The following is a 26,646-nucleotide window of genomic DNA, read 5'->3' on the forward strand; positions in this document are numbered from 1 at the left end:
AAGGCGGTGACTCCGGGACGATTAGCGGGACAGCTGAGACCCCACAGCGCGAAGCGCGAGGAGGCTCAGCGACCGCCGTCCGGAAAGCATCCGTCTGGAGCGGAAATCACCAGCCACCTTTAACAGAGCACAAAAAACTAATAGAGAGATAAAGAGGGCACGTCCGTCCTCTTATACGGTCATGCCCTCCTTATACTCACAGGAGGAAACTAATTATGTGTGGAATTGTAGGATATATTGGATCAAACGATACGAAGGAAATTTTGCTGAAAGGTCTTGAAAAGCTTGAATACCGCGGTTATGACTCTGCAGGAATTGCAGTGAAAAATGACGACGGCGTATCAGTATTCAAAGAAAAAGGACGCATCGCAGACCTTCGTGCAATCGTAGATGACAGCGTGAGCGCAAACATCGGAATCGGCCATACGCGCTGGGCAACACACGGTGAACCAAGCCAGGTGAACGCACACCCTCACCAGAGTACAACAAGCCGTTTTACACTTGTACACAACGGTGTCATCGAGAACTATGCACAGTTGAAGCGTGAGCACCTTGCTGATGTGAACCTTGTCTCTGAAACAGATACAGAAATCATCGTTCAGCTGATCGAAAAGTTCGTCAAAGAAGGCCTTGAAACAGAAGCTGCATTTGCTAAAGCATTGAAAGAACTGAAAGGTTCATATGCAATCGCACTTTTAGATAACCAGAATGAAGACACAATCTTTGTAGCGAAAAACAAGAGCCCGCTGTTAGTCGGTCTTGGAGAAGACTTCAACGTTGTCGCATCTGACGCAATGGCAATGCTGCAGGTAACAGATGAGTACGTTGAACTGATGGACAAAGAAATGGTCATCGTGACAAAAGAAAGCACAACAATCAAAACGCTTGATGGCGAAACAGTTGCACGTGATTCATACAAAGCAGAAATCGATGCAAGCGATATCGAAAAGGGTACGTACCCTCACTACATGCTAAAAGAAATCGACGAGCAGCCGGCAGTGATGCGTAAAATCGTTCAGGCTTACCAGAACGAAGAAGGTGAGCTTTCAATCGCGAAAGACACGCTTGACGCGGTAAATGCAGCTGACCGCATCTATATCATCGCTTGCGGAACAAGCTATCATGCAGGACTAGTAGGGAAAGAGTACCTTGAAAAAACAGCGAAAATCCCGACTGAAGTACATGTAGCGAGTGAGTTCGTCTACAACACGCCGTTACTATCTGAAAAGCCATTATTTATCTTTATCTCTCAAAGTGGTGAAACAGCTGACAGCCGTGCCGTTCTTGTACACATTAAAGAACTTGGACACCCTGCACTGACACTGACAAACGTAGCAGGCTCAACACTGTCACGTGAAGCCAACCACACACTTCTGCTGCACGCAGGACCAGAGATCGCAGTTGCTTCTACAAAAGCATACACTGCACAAATCGCAGTCCTTGCGATCCTTGCAGAAGCAGCTGGAAAAGCAAAAGGCTTCGACATGAAATTCGATCTTGTTCAGGAAATGGGTATCGTAGCAAACGCAATCCAGACACTGACAGACGACAAGGAAGCATTCGAGCAAATCGCACGTGACTTCCTAAGCACAACGCGCAACGCATTCTTCATCGGACGCTCAATGGATTACCATGTCGTTCAGGAAGCAGCGCTGAAGCTGAAAGAAATCTCGTACATCCAGGCTGAAGGCTTCGCAGGCGGCGAGCTCAAGCACGGAACAATCGCCCTAATCGAAGACGGCACACCAGTCGTTGCACTAGCAACACAGGAAAACGTCAACCTGAGCATCCGCGGCAACGTCAAAGAAGTAGCAGCCCGCGGCGCCAACACATGCACCATCTCAATGAAAGGCCTTGAAGAAGAAGGCGACAGCTACGTGATCCCACACGTACACGAACTGCTTGCACCACTTGTGTCAGTAGTGCCAACGCAGCTGATTGCTTATTATGCAGCGCTTCATAGAGATTGTGATGTTGATAAGCCACGTAACCTTGCGAAGAGTGTTACTGTAGAATAATTTTAAAAAATCCTGATGAGCTAGATGTAGAATTGAAATAAAGATGAGATGTTTATAATAAAGATGCGACGTTTAAAATAAAGTCGCGGTGTTTGTAAAAAAGTTACGATGAAATACCTCTTTGGATTATATTAATCTAAAGGGGTGTTTTTTATGTCAAAAAGAACTAGGATATCTAAAGTAGAAAAGTGGGTTAAAGAAGGTCGTGGTGTACCAGCAAAATATAGTTCTTCCTTAGCAAAATAAACTGTATTCTTGGCAAAATGAAACGTTCCCTAACACGAGCGAAAATCGGAATCACCATCCGATTTTTAGAATAGACACTTTAATGAATATGTTGAAGCAAGGAAAGTGGCTATCACCACAAAAAACATTGAATTTCTTCATCATACAAATACTACTCCGAAGCCATATAATATTTATTGGAAAGTGAAAAATAGAGGGGAAGAAGCAAAACGAAGAAACCTTGTACGAGGTCAAATAATAAAGACTAACTCTAAAACTCATACTGAGGCTACTCAATTTAAAGGAGAGCACTTTGTAGAATGTTTCATAGTGAAAAACGGTGTCTGTGTGGCAAGAACAAAAATTGATGTGCCTATTTCTTATCAATAATAGTTCACATCAATGTAAAAGGCTTGTCCACTTTCAAATTCCCTGTTTCTTTCATCCTGATGTCTATGTACCAGAAAATAAACTGTATCCTTAGTCAAATAAAATACTCCCACACACGAGTAAAATCAGAATCACCATCCGATTTTACTCGTTTTTTGTTGAAGTAAAAGAGTTAACAAGAGAACAATTTAGTTTTTCGGATATAGTAGAATCCAATTTGCAATAGTTTAATGTCAAAGCAAGGATTATGAATTAAGATGGTTGAAAGTTGTCGAGAAAGCTGTTAATCAAGAAGAATCGATTGAAGAATTGAGGGGGGATTTTTAAATAGTCATAATGCCAATGATTAATTATATGAAGAAAACATTTTTAATTATTAGAAAGATGTTTAGTATTATTCTTGACCCCGTAGTATAGTACGGGGTTTATACTTTGTTTGGAGGTGAATTGTTTGAGCTATCGTATTAGTGGTTTTGCAGATAGATGTGATGTAAATAAGGAAACAATTAGATATTATGAAAAAAAGAAGTTATTACAAGAACCTTCTCGAACAAATTCAGGTTATCGGATATATTCAGAGGATGATGTTAAGCGTGTAGGGTTTATTAAACGAATGCAAGAGCTGGGTTTTTCTTTGAATGAAATTTATAAATTACTTGGGGTTGTTGATAAAGATGAAATTCGATGCCGAGACATGTTTGAATTTGTATCAAAAAAAGCAGAAGAAGTTAAAAAACAAATAGAAGATTTAAAGCGGATTGAATGTATGTTGAAAGATTTAAAGAAAAGATGTCCAGATGAAAAGGAATTACATGAATGTCCTATTATTGAAGCGTTGATTGAGGACTAATAAGAAATGTAATTATTGAAACAAAAGGAACAGACGGAACTGTAACGGTTTCTTATGATGATGTAAAAGCAGATATTAAAATCATTAAAGAGTCCGTTTTTGATTTAGGTTACGGTGTAAAATAAAGGAGGATAAAACACATGAAAAAATATCGGATAAATATTGAAGGAATGACTTGTACAGGGTGTGAAGAACATGTGGCCGTTGCACTTGAAAATATAGGAGCAAAGAACATTGAGGCTAATTTTAATCGTGGAGAAGCAATATTTGAATTACCCGATGATAAAGAGGTTGATATTGCACAAAAGGCAGTTGATGAAGCAAAATATAAATCTGGTGAAATAGAGGAAATTTCATCACGAGATGAATTGGTCTTAGGTAATGAAGGAGATTATGACTTACTTATTATCGGTTCTGGTGGAGCGGCCTTTTCGGCCGCCATTAAAGCAATAGAATATGGGGCAAAAGTTGGGATGATTGAGCGTGGAACGGTTGGGGGAACATGCGTAAATATTGGTTGTGTTCCTTCTAAAACCCTTTTACGAGCTGGAGAAATTAATCATTTAGCAAAATCAAATCCATTTATAGGGTTAAAAACTTCTGCTGGGGAAGTGGAATTAGCACCTTTAGTAAAGCAAAAGAATGAATTGGTTAGTGAACTCCGTAATCAAAAATATGTTAATTTAATTGATGAATATGGATTTGATTTAATTGAGGGTGAAGCAAAATTTGTTGATGAAAGTACAGTTGAGGTTAATGGAAAAAAACTTTCTGCAAAACGCTTTTTAATCGCAACAGGTGCTTCTCCATCTTTACCACCGATTTCAGGACTGGAAGAAGTGGATTATTTAACGAGTACAAGCCTACTCGAATTAAAAAAAGTGCCAAAACGATTAACGGTTATTGGTTCGGGGTACATCGGAATGGAATTTGGACAACTTTTTCACAATTTAGGTTCAGAAGTAACGCTTATGCAAAGAGGTGAGCGACTTTTAAAAGAATATGACCCAGAGATTTCAGAGGTAGTTGAAAAAGCGTTATTAGAACAAGGTATAACCCTTGTTAAAGGGGCAACTTTTGAACGTGTAGAACAAGTTGGTGAAATCAAAAAGGTTTATGTTACGGTAGATGGTAAGAAAAAGGTCGTTGAATCAGAACAGTTACTTGTTGCTACAGGTAGAAAACCAAATACAGATTCTCTAAATTTAAGTGTAGCAGGTGTTGAGGTTGGAAACCGTAAAGAAATAAAGATAAATGACTATGCTCAAACAAGTAATGAAAAGATTTATTCTGCTGGGGATGTAACGCTTGGGCCACAATTTGTGTATGTAGCGGCCTATGAAGGTGGAATTGTAGCTGATAATGCAATTGGTGGACTAAATAAAAAATTGGATTTATCGGTTGTACCAGGTGTTACATTTACAAATCCTTCGATTGCAACCGTTGGTTTAACAGAAGAACAAGCAAAAGAAAAAGTATATGATGTCAAAACATCTGTATTACCTTTAGATGCTGTTCCAAGAGCAATTGTAAATCGTGAAACCACAGGGGTATTCAAAATAGTGGCAGATGCGAAAACATTAAAGATATTAGGAGTTCATGTTGTATCTGAAAATGCAGGGGATGTAATTTATGCAGGGACATTAGCAGTAAAATTTGGTTTAACTGTAGAAGACTTAAAGGAAAGCCTCGCACCATACTTAACTATGGCAGAAGGGTTAAAGTTGGCTTCTCTTACGTTTGATAAAGACGTTTCAAAATTATCTTGTTGTGCAGGATAATCTATTTTATACAAATAAGTTACCCTGCACCTTGTAAGTCCTAACGCCTGCATTCTATGTACCAGCAAAATATAGTTCTTCCTTAGCAAAATAAACTGTATTCTTGGTCAAATTAAACGTTCCCTCACACGAGCGAAAATCGGAATCACCATCCGATTTTCCTCGTGTTTTTTGTTGGATAAAAAGAGCGAGGAAAAAGCCTGGCGAGAAAGAACGTGAGGAAAAAGCGAGAAGAAAAGCGTGAGAGAAAGCCTGATAAACCTTCGGTTTGAAAGGAAAGCGGGAGAAAAAAGAAGCGGGGGAAAGTGCGAGAAAAAGCATGAGAAAAGGCGTGGGGAAAAGCAAGAAAAAGAAGAGAAAATCCAAATTTCAGGGAACAACTTATTTACCTGAAAATCATGAAATCTGACAAAAAATAGGATAAAAAAGAGCGGATGAGGGAACAACTAATTCGCCTACAATATATGGAAAGTCAGTCAGGGCAAGGGTTTGAAAAAAGGGTCAGGGAACGACTTCATTTTACGGGTACACTAGATGTAGAATTGAAATAAAGATGAGATGTTTATAATAAAGATGCGACGTTTAAAATAAAGTCGCGGTGTTTGTAAAAAAGTTACGATGAAATACCTCTTTGGATTATATTAATCTAAAGGGGTGTTTTTTATGTCAAAAAGAACTAGGATATCTAAAGTAGAAAAGTGGGTTAAAGAAGGTCGTGGCTCTGGAATTGGAGCTGATTATAAGCCCTGGTTAAATATTCAGGATGTCTCCTCATTAGGAAGATCCACGCGTTTAAAAGGTATTAAAACGAATAGACAGCACGAATTCTTATCTGATTTAGGGGTACCACCAACAGTTTGACATAAAACCCACGCTAAGCAAATTTCGACATAAAATAAGCCGATGATTCTCTACGCTAAGGAATCATCGGCTTATTAGTAACTATTCTAGCCGTTTTATTATCTGTTTAAATCCAGATATATTTCCACTTGGTTATTCATGATAATCAATCCAAACATGCTGGTACTTGTCATTTTTAGGGTTCCTTTGTGGTAACTCCTCAGTTTTTTCTATTGAAATGTTAGTTAGCCCCTGTGTTGCAAAGTAATCTAATAGGGCTTCATAAGCTGCACTCTGTATTAACGACAGGATATGACCAATGCTGTATTTACTTTAATGATCCACTAGCAAACACAAAGAATAAAAAGGTCAAAATAGCAGACTTTGAAGCTGCATGGGTGCCACAGGGTAGACAAGCAATTACTTATATCCAATAGTTAGTTGGTTAAGGTAGGTTCCGTTATTTGTAAATAAGAAAAACAAAAGTCCCAACTGTTAACTAGAGCGACTTTTGAAGATTATTTTTTAATAATTTATTAAACTCAAAAGGGCATTGAAAGTTTCGTTCTCCACCATGATATAGATTCCTAAACCAATAAAGACAATGGGTATAATCCACCTACCGTAATTCTCTAAGGTTTCAGAGACATGTTTAAAAGCTGCCAAACGATATCCAATAAAACACCAAATTGCAACCATAATAAAGAAAGTAATAACCGTTACTGCTAGTTGGTTCATGGTTAAAGTAGAGAAGAAAGGAACATATATTCCAATGTTATCTCCGCCATTAGCAAATGTTATAAATGCTACACTTAAAAAGACACTATTATACTTTCCAGAATTTAAACTTGAAAGAATTGCATTTTCATCCTCATCTTCTCCCTTTATAAACAACATAATCCCTAAATAGATTGGAATTAGTCCAAGTAATCCTACCCATTTCTCTGGAATTAACATAACTCCAAAAGTTCCTAAGAGACTAACTACTACTAACAAGGTAAAACCTAGATATTGTCCAATAATTATATCCTTAGGGGATATATGCTTATTCTCTGTCTGGTTACCTTTTAAACCTTCACTCGTTTTCACCTGTGCTTTTGCCTGTGAAAATAGCAGCATCAAAACAAAGATATCATCAATATTGGTAACTATAAATGCCCCTATTGCAGAAATAACGTTCAAAATTAAAGTCAATTACATCAACTCACTAACTGATTTTTTATTATATTTAGAAGTTGTACTAATAATGAGCCCATTTTAGAAAAGGAATTTCCATCTGTCTGGAAGAGCCCTTTTTAGCACTTTTCCCTTTATTCTTTCACTCTCATTAGTCGCAAACCATTTAGAGCTACTAGAAGGGTTGCGCCCATATCGGAAAGAATGGCAATCCAGAGCGTTAACCAACCTGGGATAACCAATAGTAAGGCAATAAATTTAATAGCAATTGCAAAAGTAATGTTAGCTTTGATTATATTAAGAGTTTTCCGGCTAAGTTTTACAGTGAATGGAAGTTTTCTTAAATCGTCTCCCATTAGAGCGACATCTGCAGTTTCTAAGGCTGTGTCTGTACCAGCTCCACCCATTGCAATCCCAACTGTTGAGGCCGCCAATGCAGGTGCATCATTGACCCCATCTCCTACCATTGCTACGTTGCCATACTCGGATCTCAACTGTTTAATAAAGTCTAATTTGTCCTGTGGCATTAATTCTGCCTCTATATCAGATACTCCAACCTGACCTCCGATAGCATTCGCAGTACCTTTGTTATCACCAGTAAGCATAATTGTTTTTTTGATTCCAAGTTGATGTAACTTTTGAAGAATTTCCTTACTTGACTCACGAACTTCATCAGCAACTGCAATAACTGCAAGTATTTCTTTTTCGGTTCCAATAATCATGGCTGTCTTACCTTGATTTTGAAGAGTAGTAACATTTTGCTCTAAGTCTTTATCGAAACCATTAGTCAATAATTCCTTAAAGAGTTTCGGGCTACCGATATAATAAGTCGTCCCGTTTACGATACCCTTTATACCCTTTCCTGTGATAGAAGAGAAATCTTCTACCTGTACGTCAGAATAAGTAATGTTTTCTTCTTCTGCTTTTTTCATGATGGCTGAAGCAAGAGGATGCTGAGAACGATACTCCAATGCAGTAATAATGGATAGTAATTCTTTTTCATTTATCTGTTTGTTCAACACATTATAATCAGTTACAGCTGGGACCCCTTTTGTTAATGTTCCTGTTTTATCGAATGCAATAGCCTTTAAGGCGCCCATTTCTTCTAAATACACTCCGCCTTTTACAAGGACCCCTTTTTTCGCAGCATTTCCAATCGCTGAAACAATAGAAATAGGAGTCGATATAACCAACGCACAAGGACAACCAACAACAAGAACAGCTAATCCTTGATAAATCCATGTTTCCCAACTGCCATCAAAGAATAATGGAGGGACTATAGCAACTAATGCTGCAATGATCATAATAATCGGTGTGTAATATTTTGCGAATTTATCAACAAATGCTTGCGAAGGAGCACGTTCCCCTTGTGCTTCCTCTACAAGATGAATAATTTTAGAAATTGTTGTATCTTCTACAAGTTTCGTTATTTCTACTTCAAGTAATCCTTCTTCATTTAAGGTACCTGCAAATACTTCATTATCAACCGTTTTCTCGACAGGGACTGATTCACCTGTAATAGCTGCTTGGTTAACGGCAGAGTACCCACTTACAACTACACCATCCATCGCAATCTTTTGACCAGGTTTTACAATCATGATATCCCCAACAGCAATATCATCAACATGAATCATTATTTCTTGTCCATTACGTCTAACAAGTGCCTCTTTAGGAGCGATATCCATTAATGAACGAATCGATTGTCTTGCTCTATCCATAGAGAATCGCTCAAGTGCTTCACTGATTGCAAAGAGAATAACAACAATGGCAACTTCTGCCCATTCTCCAATAATAGCACCACCTATAACAGCCACTGTCATAAGGGTTTTCATATCAAATTCAAAACGTAGTAAGTTTTGCAAACCAACTTTAAAAAGTGATAATCCTCCGATAAACATGGATGCTAAAAACAATAAGGTAGTAACAATGTTCTCTTCTCCATTCACATACGAGGAAAGATAACCAAAGGCAATCAATAAGGAAGCATAAAGTAGAGTACTATGCTTTTTATAAAACGGCACTTTATCTTCTTTCGTATCTTCTTTTACCTCTTGTGATGCTTGGCGAGCAGATTTTTCAGGTGTCACTTTGAGATTCTCAAATGCACCTGCTTTTTCTAGTTCTTCTATCGTTGCATTACCATAAACAGCAATTTTAGATGCACCAAAATTTACTTTTGCATCCTCAACTCCAGATAGCTGTTTTACATTTTTTTCGAATTTACCCGCGCAGTTTGCGCAAGTAAAACCTTGTACACGATAGGCCTTCATTTCTTGTTCAGATGTTATTGCCTTTTGATCAGACATTGACATTCACTTCTTTCTTATGTTCTAGTACAATCATCATTATTTGTCTAATATGTTCATCGTCTAACGAATAAAACGCTAGTTTTCCTTCTTTTCTATATCTTACAATCCCCTGCTTATGAAGGGTCCTTAAATGATGAGAAGCATTTGCCACCGTAATACCAATAATATTTGCTATATCACACACACATAACTCTTCATCTTGACACAAAGCATAGGTAATCTTTGCCCTATTTTCATCCGCAATTGCTTTTAACATTTGGGCAACACTAACAATATCGATTGTTTTTAAATCACCTTGTATTCGATTGACCTTTTCCTCGTCATAACAAAAAATTTCACAAGTATCTTTCTTATTCACATTATCACCCCATTGATATTCAAGTGTTCACTTGAATATAGTATATACCTTTCCTTGGTTAATATTCAAGTGAATATTTGAATGAAAAACATAAAATGATTTTTCTAATAGTAATTCCCATTAACGAACGTTTTAGGGATTTTTTTTTGCACGCTTATATTTACATAGTTTTGAACTGTTTACCATTCCCTAAACTATTCCCTTTAACTTATTCCCTAAAATTGACGGTACCCCCGTATTAGGGAATAATTAATTTCAGGAGGGGAATAGAATGGGGAAAATTTTTGGATATGCTCGAGTTTCTACTCAAGATCAAAATTTAGAATTACAAATGGATGCCTTACAAAAAGCTGGTGCAGCTGTTATCTACAAGGAAAAAATGACGGGCACAAAAAAAGAGCGTTTAGAATTAGAGCAACTCTTAAAAGCAATAAGTGAAGGAGATACAGTGGTTGTCTATAAACTAGATCGTATCTCAAGATCTACCAAGCACTTAATTGAATTAGCAGAAACCTTTGAGGAAAGAAAAGTGAATTTTGTTTCTATAAGTGACAGCATTGATACGTCAACTGCAATGGGACGTTTTTTCTTCCGTTGTGTATAATTTTAAATAGTTAGCAATCTCGTCTTTAGTTGGATATGACTTTGCCTCAAGCCGTAACCCAGGGAGTGAGCTAAAATAATCAGGAGTAAACAGACGTAAAGAATCATAACGTTGTTTCCATGTCTCACCAACCTCAGATGATGCATCCGTTATTAAAAAAGAAACCTTTCTATTTTTTAGGTTGTACCCCATTACGAGTCCTGCCTGCCCGCCCCCAATAATTACTACGTCATAAATCAATCTTGTCCACCCCTAACCCAGACTTTTCATATAAAAAATAAAAATCTCTTAAAGATATGTATTTTCTTTCCTTATCTACAGAATTGAACTTTTAATGAACAGTCAAAAGAATGTTTGATTATAAAAATACATATCTATATACTTTTAGTCAAACAAATATTTGAATAAAGGGGTAATGTCATGTCAAAACAAGATGTCTGTCAGATCTCATGTGTACATGAGGAAAAGGTAAGCAGAATTAAAGAAAAATTATTTACTCACAATACACTTGATGTTGCAAAAATCTTTAAAGCTCTTGCTGATGATACGCGGATAAAAATTGCTTATATTCTGGCTTTGGAAGAAGAATTGTGTGTGTGTGATATTGCAGCGATTATTGATGCTTCCACAGCGACAACCTCCCACCATTTACGTCTGTTACGAAAAATGGGACTGACGAAATACCGAAAAGAGGGTAAGCTTGTCTACTATTCCCTTGATGATGATCACGTGAAGAATTTAATTAAGATTGCATTTGAACACCAGCAGGAGATGAGTAATCGTCTAACGGAAGAAGTGGTTAAAAGCTAATAATAGAATCGTTATGGAGTTGGTCTTGAAGTGGTTGAAATAAATTATTTACTGGCATTTGGGGCAGGACTGCTGTCTTTTGTATCTCCCTGTTCCTTGCCTTTATATCCTGCATTTCTATCATATATTACAGGAATGTCTGTTAGTGATTTAAAACATAACAAGCATTTGGTTAGCAAAAGTGCAGTGATTCACACGTTATTATTTTTATTGGGCTTTTCGTTTATTTTTCTGGCACTGGGATTATCAACCTCACTCATTGGATCGTTCTTTTTCTTATATCAGGATTTACTGCGTCAGCTGGGCGCTATCATTTTAGTGTTTTTTGGCTGTGTACTAGCAGGAGTGTTGAAATTTGATTTTCTGATGAAAGAAAAGAAAGTTCAATTCAGAAAGAGACCTTCTGGTTATCTGGGGAGTGTCTTAATCGGTATTGCATTTGCTGCAGGATGGACCCCCTGCACAGGACCTATTTTAGCTGCAGTCATGGCCATGGGAATAACAGACCCGGGAAAAGGTTTATCCTATATGCTTTTTTATGTGCTGGGCTTTGCTATTCCATTTTTAATACTTTCATTATTTATTGGAAAAATGTCATTCCTTCAAAGAAACAGCAGTTTATTTATGAAAATAGGCGGAGTATTAATGATTCTTATGGGTATCCTTTTATATTTTGATATGCTGACAAAGATTATTTCATTTTTAACTGGCTTATTCGGAGGGTTCACGGGATTTTAAATTTTGTCTGGAGTGAAGCAACATGAAAAAGAATAAAAAAACAAAAAGATTAATTTTCCGAGTGTGTCTCCTGAGTTTGTTTTTAGGGGCGGCTGGCTATTCTATTTATTCCTCAGTTACAGGAGATAGTCGATCACTCGTAAAAGCCGGTGATTCTGCACCTGACTTTGTATTAACTGATTTGGATGGTAACACACACCAGCTTTCTGGTTACAAAGGGCAGGGAGTATTTTTAAATTTTTGGGGCACATGGTGTAAACCATGTGAAAAAGAAATGCCTTATATTGAAAATCAATATAACCTCTTTAAAGAGAAGGGTGTACAAACCATTGCAGTCAATGTAGGTGAGTCAGATTTTCAGGTTCAAAATTTTGTGGATGAATATAACATGAGTTTTCCTGTAGTCATCGATAAAAAGAAAGATGTTCAAAATGCCTATACAATAGGTCCACTGCCTACAACACTTTTGATCAACCCGGAAGGTGAAATCATAAAAGTCATCACAGGCGAAATGACAGAAGAAGATATAAAGAAGTATATGCAAATGATACAACCAGCTGAATACCAGTAAATGACTATGACAGGTGAAAATATGAAAAAAATAGTTTTTACGTTTAGTTTATTTTTACTTTTTGCTTTTCCATTCAACGGGCTCGCGCATACGTATCTTTCTTCTTCTACCCCTGAAGACGGTCAGGTATTAACGCAGCCTGTGGAGGAGATCGTTTTGCAATTTGAAACAGAAGTTGAAGAATTAAGTACTATGAGCTTATATAGAAATGATGAGCTTGTAGAGATTGATGTTCGTCTTACTGACCATAACCAGCTTATAGGAGATATTCCTGAAGAGTTAGTAAATGGGGATTATGTTGCTGACTGGTCGATTATTGGTGAAGACGGGCATCCTATTGAAGGGGTAATCTCATTTAGTATTAAGGCAAGAGAAAATACTGATACAAATCGTACAGAGTATCAAAATATCGAATCAGCTGAAAGCCAGGAAGATGTGCCTGAGAGTGTGGTTCCTATTATTTTAACGACATTATTTGCACTTATTACTATAGCAGGTATTTGGCTGTTATTTAGGACTAGAAAGAAATGATAGAGGTTCTTATACCAATTGCTGAAACGATTACCTATTCATTATTTGCATTTTTATGTGGGTATGTAGCTCTGCGTTTTGTTCCGGAATCTAAAAAGCCGTCTTTTTCTGTACCACTGCCAGCTTTGTTATTAGCAACACTCGGCATTATCCTGTTTTCTCTGGGTTCTATTATTCAAGTAGTGTTATATTTCTCTGATAGTGTGGGATTCCTACAGACTACGCTTTCTGTTTTTACAGATTTCCAAGTAGGAAAAGCGTGGGTTTTCACCAGTATGTGCGCAACATTTCTATGGATGGCGATCCATGCGAATGCATCAAAACACTTACAGGCTATCCTTTTGCTTGGTATGGTGTGTGGGGTAGGTTATGCAAGTCATGTAGCTTCATTAGATTTTTGGGCAGGCTTTATTTCACATACCACTCATTTTTTATTAATTATGGTATGGGCAGGCATTCTTATTCACGTGTCATTTTTCTCTAGAAATCTTAAAAACTGGTCTCAATTTCTAAAGTGGTTTACACCTTATTCCATCATCTCGCTTTTGATTATTTTTGGGTCAGGTATCTTCATTACTTCTTATTTAGTAGATGGTCAGGGTTATATAAATGCCTGGAGCCTTTCCTACGGTCAGACGCTTTTATTAAAACACATTAGCATCATACCGCTGATTATTTTTGCATTTATTAATGGATGGCTGGTGAAGAAATCAGCACAGTCTGAATTTGATCCAAAACCATGGCTGAAAGCAGAGGGGGTATTTATTCTGATTGTTTTCAGTTTAACGAGTGTGCTCGGTACATTATCTCCACCGCATGATGTTGATGTAACGCTTCTGTCAGAAGGACCAGCACCTATACTTGAGTCCCTGTTAAACGAAAATATAAGTACACCGGTCCAGGCAATCATAGATGTTTCATTCACAGGTATCCTTGTTTTATCTATGGCAGGGTTTTTTATTTTGATGATCTTTGCAAGCTTTTATAAAAAGCTGCCCATTCTGGTGCCGATTTTTTTTGGACTGGCGTTTATTTGTGCGTTATACGTTGGACTTATGTTAAATCTATCATTTAGTTAGGAGAATATGAAAATGAAAAACAAACCATTCAGAATAGCGATGCTTGTCACACTCTTGCTATTTGCTGTTGTTACAGCTATTGTGCTTTTAAATCAAAATAATCAAACGGACACTACCAATAGTGAGGGGTATCCTCCAATTGATGGACAGCCGACTATGGGGAACACTGAATCTCCAGTACAAGTGGTTGAATTCGGTGATTTTAAATGTCCTTCTTGTAAAGCATGGGGAGAAATGGTCTATCCGCAGTTAATCAGTGATTACGTAGAAACTGACAAGATTTCTTTCTCCTACATTAATGTTTTATTTCATGGCAAAGAATCAGAACTTGCGTCGCTCGCTGCAGAATCAGTCTATAAAATGGATCCAGAATCTTACTGGGATTTTCAAAAGAGAGTATATGATGAACAGCCGGCACAAAATCACGATGCCGAATGGGTAACGATTGAAAAGCTCCTTGAAATCGCAGGTGAAACGACTGAAGTGGATCTGGAAGAATTTGAAACGGAATTAACTGAAAGAACCATGCAGGATGAAGTTGACCTGGACGCTGAACTTGTAAAGGAATACGGTGTACAATTCACACCAAGTATTATGGTGAACGGAACCATGCTTGAAGATCCTTTTGACTATGAGGCAATTAAATCGCTGATTGACCAGGAACTAGAGGGAAATTAATCATGAAAACAAATAGTGTTAGTAATGTACTGCTTTTTGCAGCCTGGTTTGTCTCGATGATTGCTACATTTGGAAGCTTGTATTTCAGCGAGATTAGAGGGTTTATTCCCTGTGATCTTTGCTGGTTCCAGCGGATATTTATGTATCCCCTGACACTCATTTTGGGGATTGGCGTATTTCAAAGCGACTATTCAGTTAAAAAATTTGTATTTCCTCTTGCGATTGGAGGAGGCACAATATCAGTGTTTCATTATATGGAACAGAAAATCCCTGGCTTTGGAAGTATAAAACCCTGTGTCAGCGGAGTGCCGTGTGATGCAAAATACATCAACTGGCTCGGTTTCATTACCATTCCATTTCTCGCTTTAACTGCATTTGTACTTATTACAATCCTGATGATTTTTGTGCATGTCTTCTCGAAGAAAAAGGCTGCATAAACACACGTTCTTTAAAACATTTATATTCTAATTGAGGTGAAAAGGCATGCCGGATTGGCCGCCGTACTATTTTATGATAATCGGAGCCGGTGCAGCCGTGTTACTGATGATCGCCAGGTTGATATTTAGCTATTTTAGAAAGAAATAATCGTCAGACACTTAAGTTTGATTAAAATGCATCATTTCTCGATAAGTTTATTTTATTATGTTCATGTGATTGAAACAGAATGAATGATTATACTTACAAAGGAGATGATGATTATGATGAATGGCTCTGGCATGATGGCGGGTGGAATGTGGATCGGAATGCTGCTTGTTGGTTTGGTGGTCATACTTGTGATATTTGTATTCTTTAGACTGCTTAATTCGAGAATAGATCGTGATTCCGCTAAACATCAAAATGAAGGAGATTTTTCTTTGATCATCCTGAATGAACGGCTTGCTAAAGGTGAAATCCAAGTAGAAGAATATAATCATTTGAAGGGTAGAATCCTTGAGTCTGAAAAATAAGAGTATTTTGGAGATCTTGCTGGAATATTGAATAAATTCAGCATAGTTAATCACAGTATGCAAAGTTGGGTGAAATGCAGTGTATGATGTGTTTTGGCAAGTCAGTAATACTTTCAGTGAACCATTTTTTGAATTGTTCCATCAGGCGCAAAGCTTTCCAATCATTGCTGCTTTTTTTCTAGGTATTGTCGGTGCACTGGCACCCTGTCAGTTCACTGGTAATCTTGGAGCTATCGCAATATACGGTAATCGTTCAATTCAGAACAAAATAGCGTGGACCGAGGTTTCGTTTTTTATAGTCGGTAAAATTTTTGTTTTCTCACTTCTTGGTTTCGTTGTTTGGGAGTTTGGAAATGAAATCGAACAAAACCTGATTACTTACTTCCCATGGCTCAGAATGATCGTGGGGCCATTATTGATCATCATTGGATTATTTTTGTTAGGCATATTTAAATCACGTGTGGGAATTCAATTCATAAGCCTTCCTCAAAGATGGTTTAAAAGGGGGAAGTTCGGTGCTTTTTTAATGGGTGTTAGCTTTTCTCTTGGATTTTGTCCAACAATGTTCGTTTTGTTTTTTGTCACGCTGCTTCCATATTCATTTACTGTTAGTTATGGCTTTGTATTGCCAGCTATATTCTCGGTGGGAACATCACTTCCGTTACTTATAGCGATATTTTTATTATGGTTTTTTGACATCGACAACAGAAACTTGAAACAAAACGGGCGGAAAATCGGAATCTACGTACAGAAAGCTGCCGGAATATTTATCATTTTTTTAGGTATAATTGATATCGCTACCTACTGGGCGTGATGTAAGTATTGCTTGTCAGTATTAATAATCTCTCTTATAATATTTGTTTTGATCAATCTTTTTTATAAAAATATTAATCATAAGAAATTCGACCTCTTCATTTTAACTGATCTTTATTTAAAATGAAGAGGTTATTTTATTCTAAAATCAACTCCTGCAGCATGTTTTTGATTAAACTTTATTCCAAACCTACACTAGATGTCCCCACGCAAAAAACTTTTACCAAACGTAATAAACTCTTACCAAAGGTAATAAAGTTTTACAGAACGTGAGGAAAAAACGAGCAAAACAGGGCATGAAAAAGCATGAGAAAAGAGGACTGAACACGTACCATCTGGTACGCTGTTCGGTCTTTTTTTGCATCAAAAAAATGAACAGCAGGGGAGTAAAAGTAGGAGGAAAAAGAGAGGAGAAAGCATGAGAAAGACCGTCATATCAACAAGCATGAAGAAAAAGAGAGAAGAAAAGCATGAGTAAAAGTCAGCTTCTCTTCTCCCTGAAATTGTTCCCGCTCCCTCACTGAAAGATCCCCCTTAAGCCTAATCTTTTCCCGAGCCTTTATCCTGATCTCTTGGTAAAACTTCATTCCATTTTCGGCATCTTTTTTCGGACGTTTTTTCATCCATTTCGTTAGAAATCAGCGGTTTTTCTGTAAAACTTCATTACAGCAGGTTTGTGTGCAAAAGCGGGTTGAGGCTAGGTGTGGTAAGGGTTTGGAGAGGGTGGGGGTTTGGTAAGGGTTTTTTGCGTGGAGACACATACATGAAGAATAGCATCATACTTCTTTTGTCTTTTACCTACAAATTTAATTTCTATTCCCATTTGACTTTAGAAAATATGCTTCATTAGTGTTTCACACAAAGTTCAATTATTAATTGATGAAAAATATAAAAACCAAGAAGGAACGCGCTTTTTATAAGGTCATGCTTAGAAACTGCACACTTTTGTTATATCAGCGTAATGCTAAAGTAATAGTAATGAAACTAGTAGATCAGTTGGTAAATGTTATGATTATTCTAGGTTAAGAAAAAGATACTTCTGCATTAGAAGAATACATAACTAAGAAAGTGAGAAATTAATTTATGAAATTTATAGGTAAAGTCTTGGGGAGTTTGGTTTTATTTGCAGGGTTTACAGGAAGCAGTCTGTTTAATTTTAGTGATACAGCTCTATCAGAAAGTATTGATAGTTTAGAAGAAAAGAAACAGGAAATACAGGGAGAGCGAGAGTTAATTCAAGATGACATCTCTCTTAAAAATAATGAAATTGACAAGTTGATTAAGAAACAGGAAGAAATGCTTACACAAATTAATGAGCTTGATAATGAAATTGCAGATACTCAAAATAAAGTTGAAGTTGTAAATAAGAATTTAGAGAAATTAAAGCAGGAGATCAATGGGTTACAAAACGATATAGAAGAATTAATGACTAAAATAGAAGAAAGAACAAGCCTTCTTGAGGAGCGTGCCAGAGCGATTCAATTAACTGGTGGGTCAGTGGATTATGTTGAAGTGCTCATGGGTGCTGAGGGTTTCGGTGACTTTATAGACCGTTTTTCTGCAGTTAACCAATTGATGAGTGCGGACAGAGATATTATGAAAGAACAAAAGATGGATCAGGAAGCACTTAAAGACAAAAAATCAGAAATGGAAAATCGATTGCATGAACAAGAAAGTGAAAAAGATGAGCTCGATCAATTAATTTCCAGTCTTTCTTCTAAAAAAGAAGAAAAGAATCAGCTGATTGAGAAATTAGAACAAGATCAGCAGGCAGCTGAAGAAGAAAGAACGGATCTTGAAGAAAAAGAATCTGATCTTTATTCCCTGGAAGAAGGGATAGAAGCTGATATTATGGCTGAACAGGAAAGACAGAAAGAGCTGGCCAAACAAAAAGAACTTGAGAAGCAGGCAGAATTAGAAAAACAGGCAGCTGAAGAAGAACGTTCAAGAGAAAGTAAACGTGAAATTAATCAGACCGTTGAGAATTCAGTTTCCAGCTCACAACCGTCACCGGTTTCTAGTGATTGGGGTGCACCAGCAAACGGGAGATTTACAACTGAATTTGGTTATGATGTTTTAAATGGCAAACCAAGATTCCATTACGGAATGGATATTGCCGGTGCAACCGGGACACCTATTCTCGCAGCAGCAGATGGGTATGTAACAACTGCTGAATCGAGTGACTCTTATGGGAACTGGATTATCCTTACACACAGTATTAATGGTCAGACTTATTCTACTGTTTACGCCCACATGAACAGTCTTTCAGTAGGGCAGGGACAATATGTAGAAAAGGGTCAGCAAATTGGCGGCATGGGCAATACCGGCTTTTCATTTGGAACGCACCTTCATTTCGAACTTCATGAGGGCGCTTGGAATAATGGAAAACCTAATGCAGTCAATCCTAGAAAATATATTAATTGGTAGTACTGTCTGAAAGCAATTTTAGTATGACCTAGCTTTGAGGGTGATTTAGTTAGAGAAAATATTAATAGAGTTTAGTGGTATACGGGAGAGATTAAATTTTATGTTTATGTGTGATTATAAACATAATATATAAAGTTGAAAAATTTCCCTTATTCAAATTTGAATGAAAAACTATTTTTAAAATTTAAATAGTCTTGCTTTAAAATTAGCGAATTGGAGAGGTAATAATGAATAGATTTGCATTGTTGGGAATTAGTGTGATCATTTTATCTGCCTGCTCCTCAGACGATAAAGATCAGGCATTCTATGTGAAAACTGAAGAGCCATCTATTTCTCATATGCATGGGATGGGGTTTATTGGCGAAGATTTAGCTGTAGCTACTCATAATGGTTTATTAAAATACAGTGAAGATGAATGGTATGAAACTACGCGCGACAATCATGATTACATGGGCTTTACGCCATTTGAAGAAGGTTTTTACGCAAGCGGACACCCTGAAAAAGGAAGCAAAATTGAAAACCCTCTGGGGCTTATAAAAAGTACTGATCAAGGAAAAAGTATAGAATCTCTGGCTTTTTCTGGGGAAACTGACTTTCATTTATTAGCAGCAAGTTTTGAGGGTGAGACGATATATGGAGCTTTAAGTCAGCCGAATAGTGTACTTACTTCACCTGGTTTGTATAGAACACAAAATGAAGGTGAAGATTGGGAACAACTTTCACTAGCTGGGTTAAAAGCAACAACTATAAATGGTCTTGCAGTTCATCCTTCTAATGATGAACAACTAGCTTTATCGAGTGAAGAGGGCATATTTATTTCTAACGACTTTGGTGAAACATTTTCGCTTATTGAAGGAACATTGAATACAACCGGACTTACTTTTACTGAAGATTCATTATTATTTTCTGCAAATGATGGAGAAAAGGTATCCTTTAATAGTTACCAGTTAAACCAGAAAGAAATAACACTAAGAGGTACTCTGCCCGTAGAACCAGGAAACAATTTATACTTGGCAGTTAACCCGGGTAATGCAGATGAAGTATGGGCTGCAGTAGAAAATAATTTATTTTTTAGTAATAATGGCGGAGCAACCTGGGACAATATTAACCCCGGATCCAATTGATCTCTCAATGACATGTCATTTGCAACGGCATGTCATTGAGAATTTACTTAGCTTTTTTAGTAGCTGTTCGTACATATTGAAATATCTTCTTTACTCGTTTGAGGATGACAATCATCACCTGAACTAACAGATTCGTCTGCTTTTTGAACCCTCCATTTATCCCTTGAGAATTGAACCAATAACACAACGGCCCTAAATATAATATCAAGTCCGATGGCAATCCATACTCCGAGTAATCCCCAGCCAACTTGAACGGTTAACAGATAAACAAATGATGTGCGAATCAACCACATCCCAAAACCAGTCAAATACATTGGAAACTTTGTATTGCCTGCTCCCTGAAAAACTCCAGTTAAAATCAAGACAACAGCTAAAAAAGGTTGGAATATCCCTGAGACTTTTAAAGCGATAGAAATATCATTTATCACATCTTGATCCTGTGTAAAGAAACTACCTGTCCAAGAGCCGAGAAAAAATAATAAGACCCCTAACACAGTCATAGAGCCTACTGACAGCCAAACACAAAGCCATGCATATTGCTTGGCTTCTTTAATATTACCAGCACCCAGTAATTGCCCAACAATGATTGTTGCTGCTGTAGCAAAGCCGTATCCTACCATATAAGAAAAAATCTCGATGTTCCCAGCGATTTGGTGAGCCGCAAACACATTGGTACCTAATGCCACTACAAAACCAAAATAAACGATTTGTCCTATTCTCATGATAAGTCTCTCGCCTGCTGCAGGGCCGCCCAGACTCAATAATTCTACTAGATGATCTTTATCTGGTTTCCAGTAAGATTTTTTAAATTTTATTTCTTTAGTTTTTCGAATATACATCAAAAGTCCAATTGTACCTAAAATACGAGAGATTACAGTTGCAATGGCTGCTCCAATAATACCGAGTTCCGGGATGAACCAAAAGCCAAATATAAAAACATAATCTAAAACGGCATTTACAATGTTAATCATAATACTTATTTTCATAGGAGATTTTGTATCACCGACACCCCTTAATATAGCACTGAGCACGAACATTAAAGACATGAAAATGGAAGGAATCGCTACGATTCTGAAATATGTGGAGCCTGCTTGTAAAACATCATCTTCAATACCCATTAATGTCAAAAGAGGTTCAGCAAAAAATAATGTAATAATCCCTGTGACAATCCCTATTACAATAGCAATAATGATTGCCTGTTGAGCAATATGCCTTGCTCGTTCTACCTGCTTAGCTCCAATAGAATTAGCAACATATATATTCACCGCAACGCCTAACGCCATAAATAATGCAAAGTAAATAGCGAGTACAGCGTTTGTAACTCCTACCGCTGAAACTTCTACTAAGCCGATCTTCGAAACAAAATAAGTGTCTATAAATCCTAAAATTGTTTGGAAGAAATTTTCTATTACAGCCGGCAGTGCTAATATCAGAATAATATGTATTTTCTTTTTATTAGTATCAGCATGATCAAACGTACTATCTTTAACGTGAAGGGACAAACCTGTATACCTCCTTGCTTGCTCCTGATAAATAACAGCCTTCTGACAAAACAACACAGAAGGCTGTCAGGCTATTAAACCAATTATATTTTAAGTAACTTCGCATTTATAGCAACAACGACTGTGCTAACAGACATTAAAATTGCACCAACTGCTGGACTTAACACAATGCCAATATTATATAAAACACCAGCAGCAAGAGGGATAGCCAGAATATTGTACCCTGCAGCCCACCATAGGTTTTGAACCATTTTTCTGTAAGTGACTTTCGACAACTGAATGATGTTTACAACATCCTGCGGGTTACTTTTAACAAGAATCACATCAGCTGTTTCAATCGCTACGTCTGTCCCGGTTCCAATAGCAATTCCTAAATCTGCTTTAGCTAAAGCAGGAGCGTCATTGACTCCATCTCCTGTCATAGCAACTTTTCGACCTGTATTCATAATCTCTGTGATTTTTTCTGACTTTTGGTGAGGAAGAACTTCAGCATATACTTTATCTATACCAATTTGCTTACCTACATATTCTGCTACCTGATGATTATCCCCTGTCAGCATAATTGATTCTATACCTAGTTTTTTTAAATCACTAACTGCATTTTTAGCAGTTTCTCTAACAATATCTGCTAGTGCAATCATACCTGCAATCTCTTTATCAATAAGAACAAATACGACAGTTTTGCCTTCTCTAGACCAATCATCAAAGTTGGATGTATCATAAGAAATGTCGTTCTCTTTTACATAGCCCGGGCTTACAACCATGATAGCTGAACCTTCAACTGTAGCTTGTAAACCTTTACCTGTAATTGATTGAAAATCACTTATTTTTTTAAGAGGAAGTTTTCGCTTTGCAGCTTCCTTTACAATACCTTTTGCAATTGGATGCTCAGATTGTGATTCTACTGAAGCTGCATATGTGATCAAGCGATCTTCTTCAAAACCCTTCATTACTTTGATATCTGTTATTCCGAATTGCCCCTCAGTGAGGGTGCCGGTCTTATCAAACACTACAGCATTTATTTTTCTGGCATTTTCAAAATTTGTTCGATTACGAATTAGCAACCCTTTTTTAGCTGAAATCGCAGTAGAAACTGCAACAACAAGCGGAGCCGCAAGTCCAAGTGCATGCGGACATGAAATGACCATTACAGTAACGGTTCTTTCAACAGCAAATGAAAGGGGATAACCTAATAATGTCCATATTAAGAACGTAGTAACTCCTGCTGCTAAAGCTAAATAAAATAGCCATTTTGCTGCTCTGTTAGATAGGTCCTGGGTTTTTGATTTAGATTCTTGTGCTTCTTTGACCAAGCTGATTACTTGAGATAAGTATGTTTCTTCTCCAACCTTCTGTACTTTTAACGTAATGGAACCTTCCCCGTTTATTGAGCCTCCTATCGCTTCCTCGCCATCTGATTTATCCACAGGTACAGACTCCCCAGTTAACATGGATTCATCAATTGTAGATTTCCCTTCAATAATTAGCCCATCGACCGGAATTTTTTCTCCGGGCTTCACCAATACTCTATCTCCGTTTTGAATTTTATCAATTAGTACATCTTTGATCGAGCCGTCCTCTTGTATCAGGTGGGCCTCAGATGGCATTAGTTTTACAAGTTCCTCCAGTGCTCGCGAAGCTCCTAAAATTGATCTCATCTCAATCCAATGACCCAGCAACATAATATTAATGAGAGTGGCTAATTCCCAGAAAAAATCATTACCCCCTACGCCAAAAACAGTAAAGGAGCTATAAACATAAGCTACTGAGATTGCCAATGTGATAAGTGTCATCATTCCTGGAGATTTGTTTTTTAGCTCATCATATGCTCCTGTAAGAAACGGCCAGCCCCCATAGAAGAATATAAAAGTAGATAGACCAAATAAAATATACATATCATTTTGGAACCGCCAGTCGACGTTTAGGAACATCTGAATCATTGGAGATAATATTAAAATAGGAATCGTGACAATAATGGAAATCCAGAAACGTTTTTTAAAGTCCTTAATCATATTCTCATGATGATGACTATGATCTTCTTTGTTTTTTGAATGTTCTGCTCCTTTGTGTTCTTGGTGATCATGTGTTGTGTGATGTTGATGGTTTGTTGACATAGAAAAACTCCCTTCTGGTCTATTTTCTTCTCTTATCAATTATCTTTACCCAAAAATTTTGAAGAAATCATGCAGATCAAAATTTAATTATGATCTAAATAATGACCATATCATACTGAGATTTTCATAAAATACAAACTCAGTTCTGCTAATGAATTCATTTTGTTAAAAGTCAAAGAAATGCTACCATTCCTCCGCCAAATATGCATATTTATGAGTTAAGGTGAAAGCAAATACTAATGAAAGAAGGGATTGAGATAATGCAAAAAAAATTGCTAAAAGGAACCTTATCTATTTTAGCTGCAATAATCTTATCGGCTTGCACAGGTGATAGTGGGGGAATGAACTCTAGTATGATGATGGATAATGAAGATAATCCTGATCAAGGTATGGATCAGGATGGTATGAATGAAATGATGGATCATGGGGAGGTACCTTCACTTGCATCTTCTGAAGGAGTAAATGAGTTGGTGATTCCTCCATTATTAGAAAAGCAAAAAGGAAAAAACTATGATTATGAAGTGACGGCACAAGAAGGGATCACTGAATTTTTCGAAGGAATCTCAACTGAGACTTACGGATATAATGGTGATTTGCTTGGTCCCACACTGAAAATAGAAGAAGGAGAGAGTGTGAATGTTAAAATTACAAATGACTTAAATGAACCAACTACATTTCATTGGCATGGTTTGGAAGTTGCCAGTAAAATAGATGGTGGACCCAGTGATGAAATTCAACCAGGAGAAAGCCGGATCATTACATTAGAAGCTGATCAACCAGCTGCTACATTATGGTATCACCCACATGTTCATGAAATGACTGCTGAACAAGTATTTAGAGGACTCTCAGGAATGTTAATCATTGACAATTCCATTAATTCAGATTTGGAGATTCCAAACGAATATGGGGTTAACGATATTCCGCTTATTTTTCAAGACCGTCTTTTTGACGAAGATAAGCAATTAGATTACGACAATCTCATGAATGTAGACGGCACTTTGGGTGACGTTTCCATGGTGAACGGAACAATCAATCCAAAGATGACTGTCACAGAACCTATTATGCGATTTCGTTTATTAAATGGATCAAATGCACGTAATTATACATTTCGCTTAAGTAATGGTGATAATTTCACTCAAATTGCCTCTGACGGCAGCTTACTCGATGAGCCAGTTGACCGTAAAGAACTTACACTCGCTGCTTCGGAGCGTGCTGAAATTCTTATAGATTTTTCGAAATTAACTGAAGAGGAATCACTTTCTATCATTAATGAAGAAGGTGTAGTGCTACTCCCATTTGATGTGAAAGATACTGATTCAACAGCGGGCTCTATTAAAACATGGACCACTGATGAGCCGTTTTTGACAGATGAGGAGAAAGAAATGCCTGTTACTAAAAACATTGAATTATTTGGAATGATGGATATGGTATCTATTAACGGAAAAAAATTCGATGCTGATCGTATTGATTTGCGTCAGGAGCAGGGCGTGACAGAAGTGTGGGAAATTTATAATAAACCGGATATGATGGGTGGTATGGTACATCCATTCCACATTCATGGTACCCAGTTCAAAGTAATTTCCCGTGACGGTGAAGAAGTGGAAGAAAGTGAACAAGGCTTTAAAGATAGTGTTGCAGTTGAACCTGGTGAAAGAGTAAAATTGCTCGTCACTTTTCCTGAAAAAGGGGTTTACGTATTCCATTGCCATATTTTAGAACATGAAGATAATGGCATGATGGGACAGATTGAAGTGTATTAAGCAGAAAACTCAATATAGTACAAAGAGTCTCCAAAGGTTAAGCTTTCACCTTTTGGAGACCCTTTGGATTATTTGCTTTATTATGCCTTGAAAACCTTACATTTAATTAATCAAAAAAGTTGGCTTATCATCGAGGCAGAGGCTAACTTATTTTTTGATTGTGCGAAGTTTGGGTAATAATAAAAAGCTTGCAGTGTCCCATCAATTATGAGCACTGCAAGCTTATTTATTTCATTTATTCCGGCTCTTTTAACTCTTCCTCTGTAATCCATTTATGATTAGTCACTTCATCTCCGTTTTCTAAAGTAAAGTCAACCATATAAACAGTTGTCTCCTCGGCAGTATCAATTTCAGCCGTTGCACCTTCCATACCTTCCATGTGTGAAGCTTCTACCTTTACTTCATCACCTTTTTGGTAAGACTCTTCCTGTCTGTCAGAAATTTCTTCATGAATAACCCATTTATGATCTTCTACTCTATCTCCACCATCGGTTGGGTCATAAGAAATACTATAAGCTACAGTGTCATAGGCTCCTACAATTGTAGCTTCTGCACCCTCCATGCCTTCCATATGTGATGCAGTGATTATTGCTGTGTCACCAGCCTCAAACTTCGGTGCCTCGGCCTCTTGCAGACCTTCAGGAATTTCACCTGAACCGGACATATCCATACCTGAATGGTCCATCTCCCCGGTAGAATCGCTTTGTTCTGAAGAATTCTCTTCGTCCATTGATTCCATTTCATTTTCAGTTTCTTCGGTCTCAGAATCATTCACTGCGCCAGATTCTGCTCCTTCATTATCTGCACAGGCAAATAAAATTGTACTTGCTGCCAGTGAAAATGTACCTATCATCAGTCTTTTACTCAATGCCACTAATATAACCTCCCAATATCGTTATATAAATGGGATACCCATTTTTTGTGCAGAAATGATGGAGGATTGAAAATAAAATTAAAATTTTTTTGTGATAAAACACATTATAAACAAGGAGGCTATGTCG

The 26,646-nt window shown here is 37.3% G+C and carries 21 protein-coding genes and 3 pseudogenes; 18 read left to right on the top strand and 6 right to left on the bottom strand.

Going from position 1 to position 26,646, the window contains the following annotated elements:
• The first annotated feature begins 215 nt into the window (after nt 1–215).
• The 5 genes and pseudogenes from glmS to JOD21_RS05790 all read left to right on the top strand — a co-directional run.
• Complete coding sequence (glmS, locus tag JOD21_RS05770; protein ID WP_204728704.1) at nt 216–2,018, top strand: glutamine--fructose-6-phosphate transaminase (isomerizing); 1,803 nt, start codon at nt 216–218, stop codon at nt 2,016–2,018.
• A gap of 333 nt (nt 2,019–2,351) precedes the next feature.
• A pseudogene (locus tag JOD21_RS05775) lies at nt 2,352–2,633 on the top strand (nucleotide-binding domain-containing protein); the annotation flags it as partial.
• A gap of 451 nt (nt 2,634–3,084) precedes the next feature.
• The gene (merR, locus tag JOD21_RS05780) at nt 3,085–3,483 is read left to right on the top strand and encodes an Hg(II)-responsive transcriptional regulator (protein ID WP_204728706.1); all 399 of its coding nucleotides are present in this window, start codon (nt 3,085–3,087) and stop codon (nt 3,481–3,483) included.
• A 140-nt stretch (nt 3,484–3,623) separates the two neighbouring features.
• Nucleotides 3,624–5,264 carry a mercury(II) reductase gene (gene merA / locus JOD21_RS05785; protein WP_204728707.1) on the top strand — a complete coding sequence of 547 codons (1,641 nt, stop codon included), beginning with the start codon at nt 3,624–3,626 and terminating at the stop codon, nt 5,262–5,264.
• A gap of 663 nt (nt 5,265–5,927) precedes the next feature.
• Nucleotides 5,928–6,104: pseudogene (locus JOD21_RS05790) on the top strand (heteromeric transposase endonuclease subunit TnsA); the annotation flags it as partial.
• 525 nt (nt 6,105–6,629) lie between these two features.
• Here JOD21_RS05790 and JOD21_RS05795 read toward each other — a convergent pair.
• The 3 genes from JOD21_RS05795 to cadC form a co-directional block, all read right to left on the bottom strand.
• Nucleotides 6,630–7,298, bottom strand: coding sequence for a CadD family cadmium resistance transporter (locus JOD21_RS05795; RefSeq protein WP_204728709.1), 669 nt, complete (start codon nt 7,296–7,298; stop codon nt 6,630–6,632).
• Between the two features lie 116 nt (nt 7,299–7,414).
• On the bottom strand, nt 7,415–9,586 hold the full coding sequence (locus JOD21_RS05800) for a heavy metal translocating P-type ATPase (RefSeq protein WP_204728710.1): 2,172 nt from the start codon (nt 9,584–9,586) through the stop codon (nt 7,415–7,417).
• Nucleotides 9,579–9,947, bottom strand: coding sequence for a Cd(II)-sensing metalloregulatory transcriptional repressor CadC (gene cadC, locus JOD21_RS05805; protein ID WP_003322301.1), 369 nt, complete (start codon nt 9,945–9,947; stop codon nt 9,579–9,581). The genes JOD21_RS05800 and cadC overlap by 8 nt, the downstream gene beginning before the upstream one ends.
• A 271-nt stretch (nt 9,948–10,218) precedes the next feature.
• Here cadC and JOD21_RS05810 point away from each other — a divergent pair.
• The 12 genes and pseudogenes from JOD21_RS05810 to JOD21_RS05865 all read left to right on the top strand — a co-directional run.
• Nucleotides 10,219–10,542: pseudogene (locus JOD21_RS05810) on the top strand (recombinase family protein); the annotation flags it as partial.
• 429 nt (nt 10,543–10,971) lie between these two features.
• Complete coding sequence (locus tag JOD21_RS05815) at nt 10,972–11,361, top strand: ArsR/SmtB family transcription factor (protein WP_204728711.1); 390 nt, start codon at nt 10,972–10,974, stop codon at nt 11,359–11,361.
• 30 nt (nt 11,362–11,391) lie between these two features.
• The gene (locus tag JOD21_RS05820; protein WP_204728712.1) at nt 11,392–12,099 is read left to right on the top strand and encodes a cytochrome c biogenesis protein CcdA; all 708 of its coding nucleotides are present in this window, start codon (nt 11,392–11,394) and stop codon (nt 12,097–12,099) included.
• Nucleotides 12,100–12,121: 22 nt separating this feature from the next.
• A complete protein-coding gene (resA, locus tag JOD21_RS05825; protein ID WP_204728713.1) occupies nt 12,122–12,670 on the top strand; it encodes a thiol-disulfide oxidoreductase ResA in 549 nt (182 codons plus the stop codon).
• Between the two features lie 21 nt (nt 12,671–12,691).
• Nucleotides 12,692–13,201 (top strand): copper resistance CopC family protein, encoded by a 510-nt coding sequence (locus tag JOD21_RS05830; RefSeq protein WP_204728714.1) that lies wholly within the window; start codon nt 12,692–12,694, stop codon nt 13,199–13,201.
• Nucleotides 13,198–14,280 carry a copper resistance D family protein gene (locus JOD21_RS05835; protein ID WP_239581452.1) on the top strand — a complete coding sequence of 361 codons (1,083 nt, stop codon included), beginning with the start codon at nt 13,198–13,200 and terminating at the stop codon, nt 14,278–14,280. Before JOD21_RS05830 ends, JOD21_RS05835 begins: the two co-directional genes overlap by 4 nt.
• A 12-nt stretch (nt 14,281–14,292) precedes the next feature.
• Nucleotides 14,293–14,958 carry a thioredoxin domain-containing protein gene (locus JOD21_RS05840; protein ID WP_338032879.1) on the top strand — a complete coding sequence of 222 codons (666 nt, stop codon included), beginning with the start codon at nt 14,293–14,295 and terminating at the stop codon, nt 14,956–14,958.
• Nucleotides 14,959–14,960: 2 nt separating this feature from the next.
• Nucleotides 14,961–15,395, top strand: coding sequence for a disulfide oxidoreductase (locus JOD21_RS05845; RefSeq protein ID WP_204728716.1), 435 nt, complete (start codon nt 14,961–14,963; stop codon nt 15,393–15,395).
• Nucleotides 15,396–15,656: 261 nt separating this feature from the next.
• Nucleotides 15,657–15,905, top strand: a complete 249-nt coding sequence (locus JOD21_RS05850; RefSeq protein ID WP_204728717.1) for an SHOCT domain-containing protein — start codon at nt 15,657–15,659, stop codon at nt 15,903–15,905.
• 79 nt (nt 15,906–15,984) lie between these two features.
• Complete coding sequence (locus JOD21_RS05855; RefSeq protein ID WP_204728718.1) at nt 15,985–16,719, top strand: urease accessory protein UreH domain-containing protein; 735 nt, start codon at nt 15,985–15,987, stop codon at nt 16,717–16,719.
• A 1,082-nt stretch (nt 16,720–17,801) separates the two neighbouring features.
• Complete coding sequence (locus JOD21_RS05860) at nt 17,802–19,145, top strand: murein hydrolase activator EnvC family protein (protein ID WP_204728719.1); 1,344 nt, start codon at nt 17,802–17,804, stop codon at nt 19,143–19,145.
• 227 nt (nt 19,146–19,372) lie between these two features.
• Nucleotides 19,373–20,269, top strand: coding sequence for a F510_1955 family glycosylhydrolase (locus tag JOD21_RS05865; protein WP_204728720.1), 897 nt, complete (start codon nt 19,373–19,375; stop codon nt 20,267–20,269).
• A 56-nt stretch (nt 20,270–20,325) separates the two neighbouring features.
• Here the strand turns inward: JOD21_RS05865 and JOD21_RS05870 are convergent, their stop codons facing one another.
• Both JOD21_RS05870 and JOD21_RS05875 read right to left on the bottom strand, forming a co-directional pair.
• The gene (locus JOD21_RS05870; protein WP_204728721.1) at nt 20,326–21,771 is read right to left on the bottom strand and encodes an MATE family efflux transporter; all 1,446 of its coding nucleotides are present in this window, start codon (nt 21,769–21,771) and stop codon (nt 20,326–20,328) included.
• Between the two features lie 83 nt (nt 21,772–21,854).
• Entirely contained in the window at nt 21,855–23,885 is a 2,031-nt protein-coding gene (locus JOD21_RS05875) for a copper-translocating P-type ATPase (protein ID WP_204728722.1), read from the bottom strand.
• A gap of 239 nt (nt 23,886–24,124) precedes the next feature.
• Here JOD21_RS05875 and JOD21_RS05880 point away from each other — a divergent pair, with 239 nt between their 5' ends.
• Complete coding sequence (locus tag JOD21_RS05880) at nt 24,125–25,645, top strand: multicopper oxidase family protein (protein ID WP_236953561.1); 1,521 nt, start codon at nt 24,125–24,127, stop codon at nt 25,643–25,645.
• A 235-nt stretch (nt 25,646–25,880) separates the two neighbouring features.
• Here JOD21_RS05880 and JOD21_RS05885 read toward each other — a convergent pair whose 3' ends face one another.
• Entirely contained in the window at nt 25,881–26,519 is a 639-nt protein-coding gene (locus tag JOD21_RS05885) for a YdhK family protein (RefSeq protein ID WP_380269414.1), read from the bottom strand.
• Nucleotides 26,520–26,646: the final 127 nt, after the last annotated feature.

Source organism: Jeotgalibacillus terrae (genome assembly GCF_016908195.1).
Lineage (GTDB): Bacteria > Bacillota > Bacilli > Bacillales > Jeotgalibacillaceae > Jeotgalibacillus > Jeotgalibacillus terrae.

Bases quoted from the DNA above. Each gene is read 5' to 3' on its own strand.
- glmS (WP_204728704.1), top strand. From the start codon at position 216: ATGTGTGGAATTGTAGGATATATTGGATCAAACGATACGAAGGAAATT.
- merA (WP_204728707.1), top strand. From the start codon at position 3,624: ATGAAAAAATATCGGATAAATATTGAAGGAATGACTTGTACAGGGTGT.
- JOD21_RS05800 (WP_204728710.1), bottom strand. From the start codon at position 9,586: ATGTCTGATCAAAAGGCAATAACATCTGAACAAGAAATGAAGGCCTAT.
- JOD21_RS05815 (WP_204728711.1), top strand. From the start codon at position 10,972: ATGTCAAAACAAGATGTCTGTCAGATCTCATGTGTACATGAGGAAAAG.
- resA (WP_204728713.1), top strand. From the start codon at position 12,122: ATGAAAAAGAATAAAAAAACAAAAAGATTAATTTTCCGAGTGTGTCTC.
- JOD21_RS05830 (WP_204728714.1), top strand. From the start codon at position 12,692: ATGAAAAAAATAGTTTTTACGTTTAGTTTATTTTTACTTTTTGCTTTT.
- JOD21_RS05835 (WP_239581452.1), top strand. From the start codon at position 13,198: ATGATAGAGGTTCTTATACCAATTGCTGAAACGATTACCTATTCATTA.
- JOD21_RS05840 (WP_338032879.1), top strand. From the start codon at position 14,293: ATGAAAAACAAACCATTCAGAATAGCGATGCTTGTCACACTCTTGCTA.
- JOD21_RS05845 (WP_204728716.1), top strand. From the start codon at position 14,961: ATGAAAACAAATAGTGTTAGTAATGTACTGCTTTTTGCAGCCTGGTTT.
- JOD21_RS05850 (WP_204728717.1), top strand. From the start codon at position 15,657: ATGATGAATGGCTCTGGCATGATGGCGGGTGGAATGTGGATCGGAATG.
- JOD21_RS05860 (WP_204728719.1), top strand. From the start codon at position 17,802: ATGAAATTTATAGGTAAAGTCTTGGGGAGTTTGGTTTTATTTGCAGGG.
- JOD21_RS05865 (WP_204728720.1), top strand. From the start codon at position 19,373: ATGAATAGATTTGCATTGTTGGGAATTAGTGTGATCATTTTATCTGCC.
- JOD21_RS05875 (WP_204728722.1), bottom strand. From the start codon at position 23,885: ATGTCAACAAACCATCAACATCACACAACACATGATCACCAAGAACAC.
- JOD21_RS05880 (WP_236953561.1), top strand. From the start codon at position 24,125: ATGAAAGAAGGGATTGAGATAATGCAAAAAAAATTGCTAAAAGGAACC.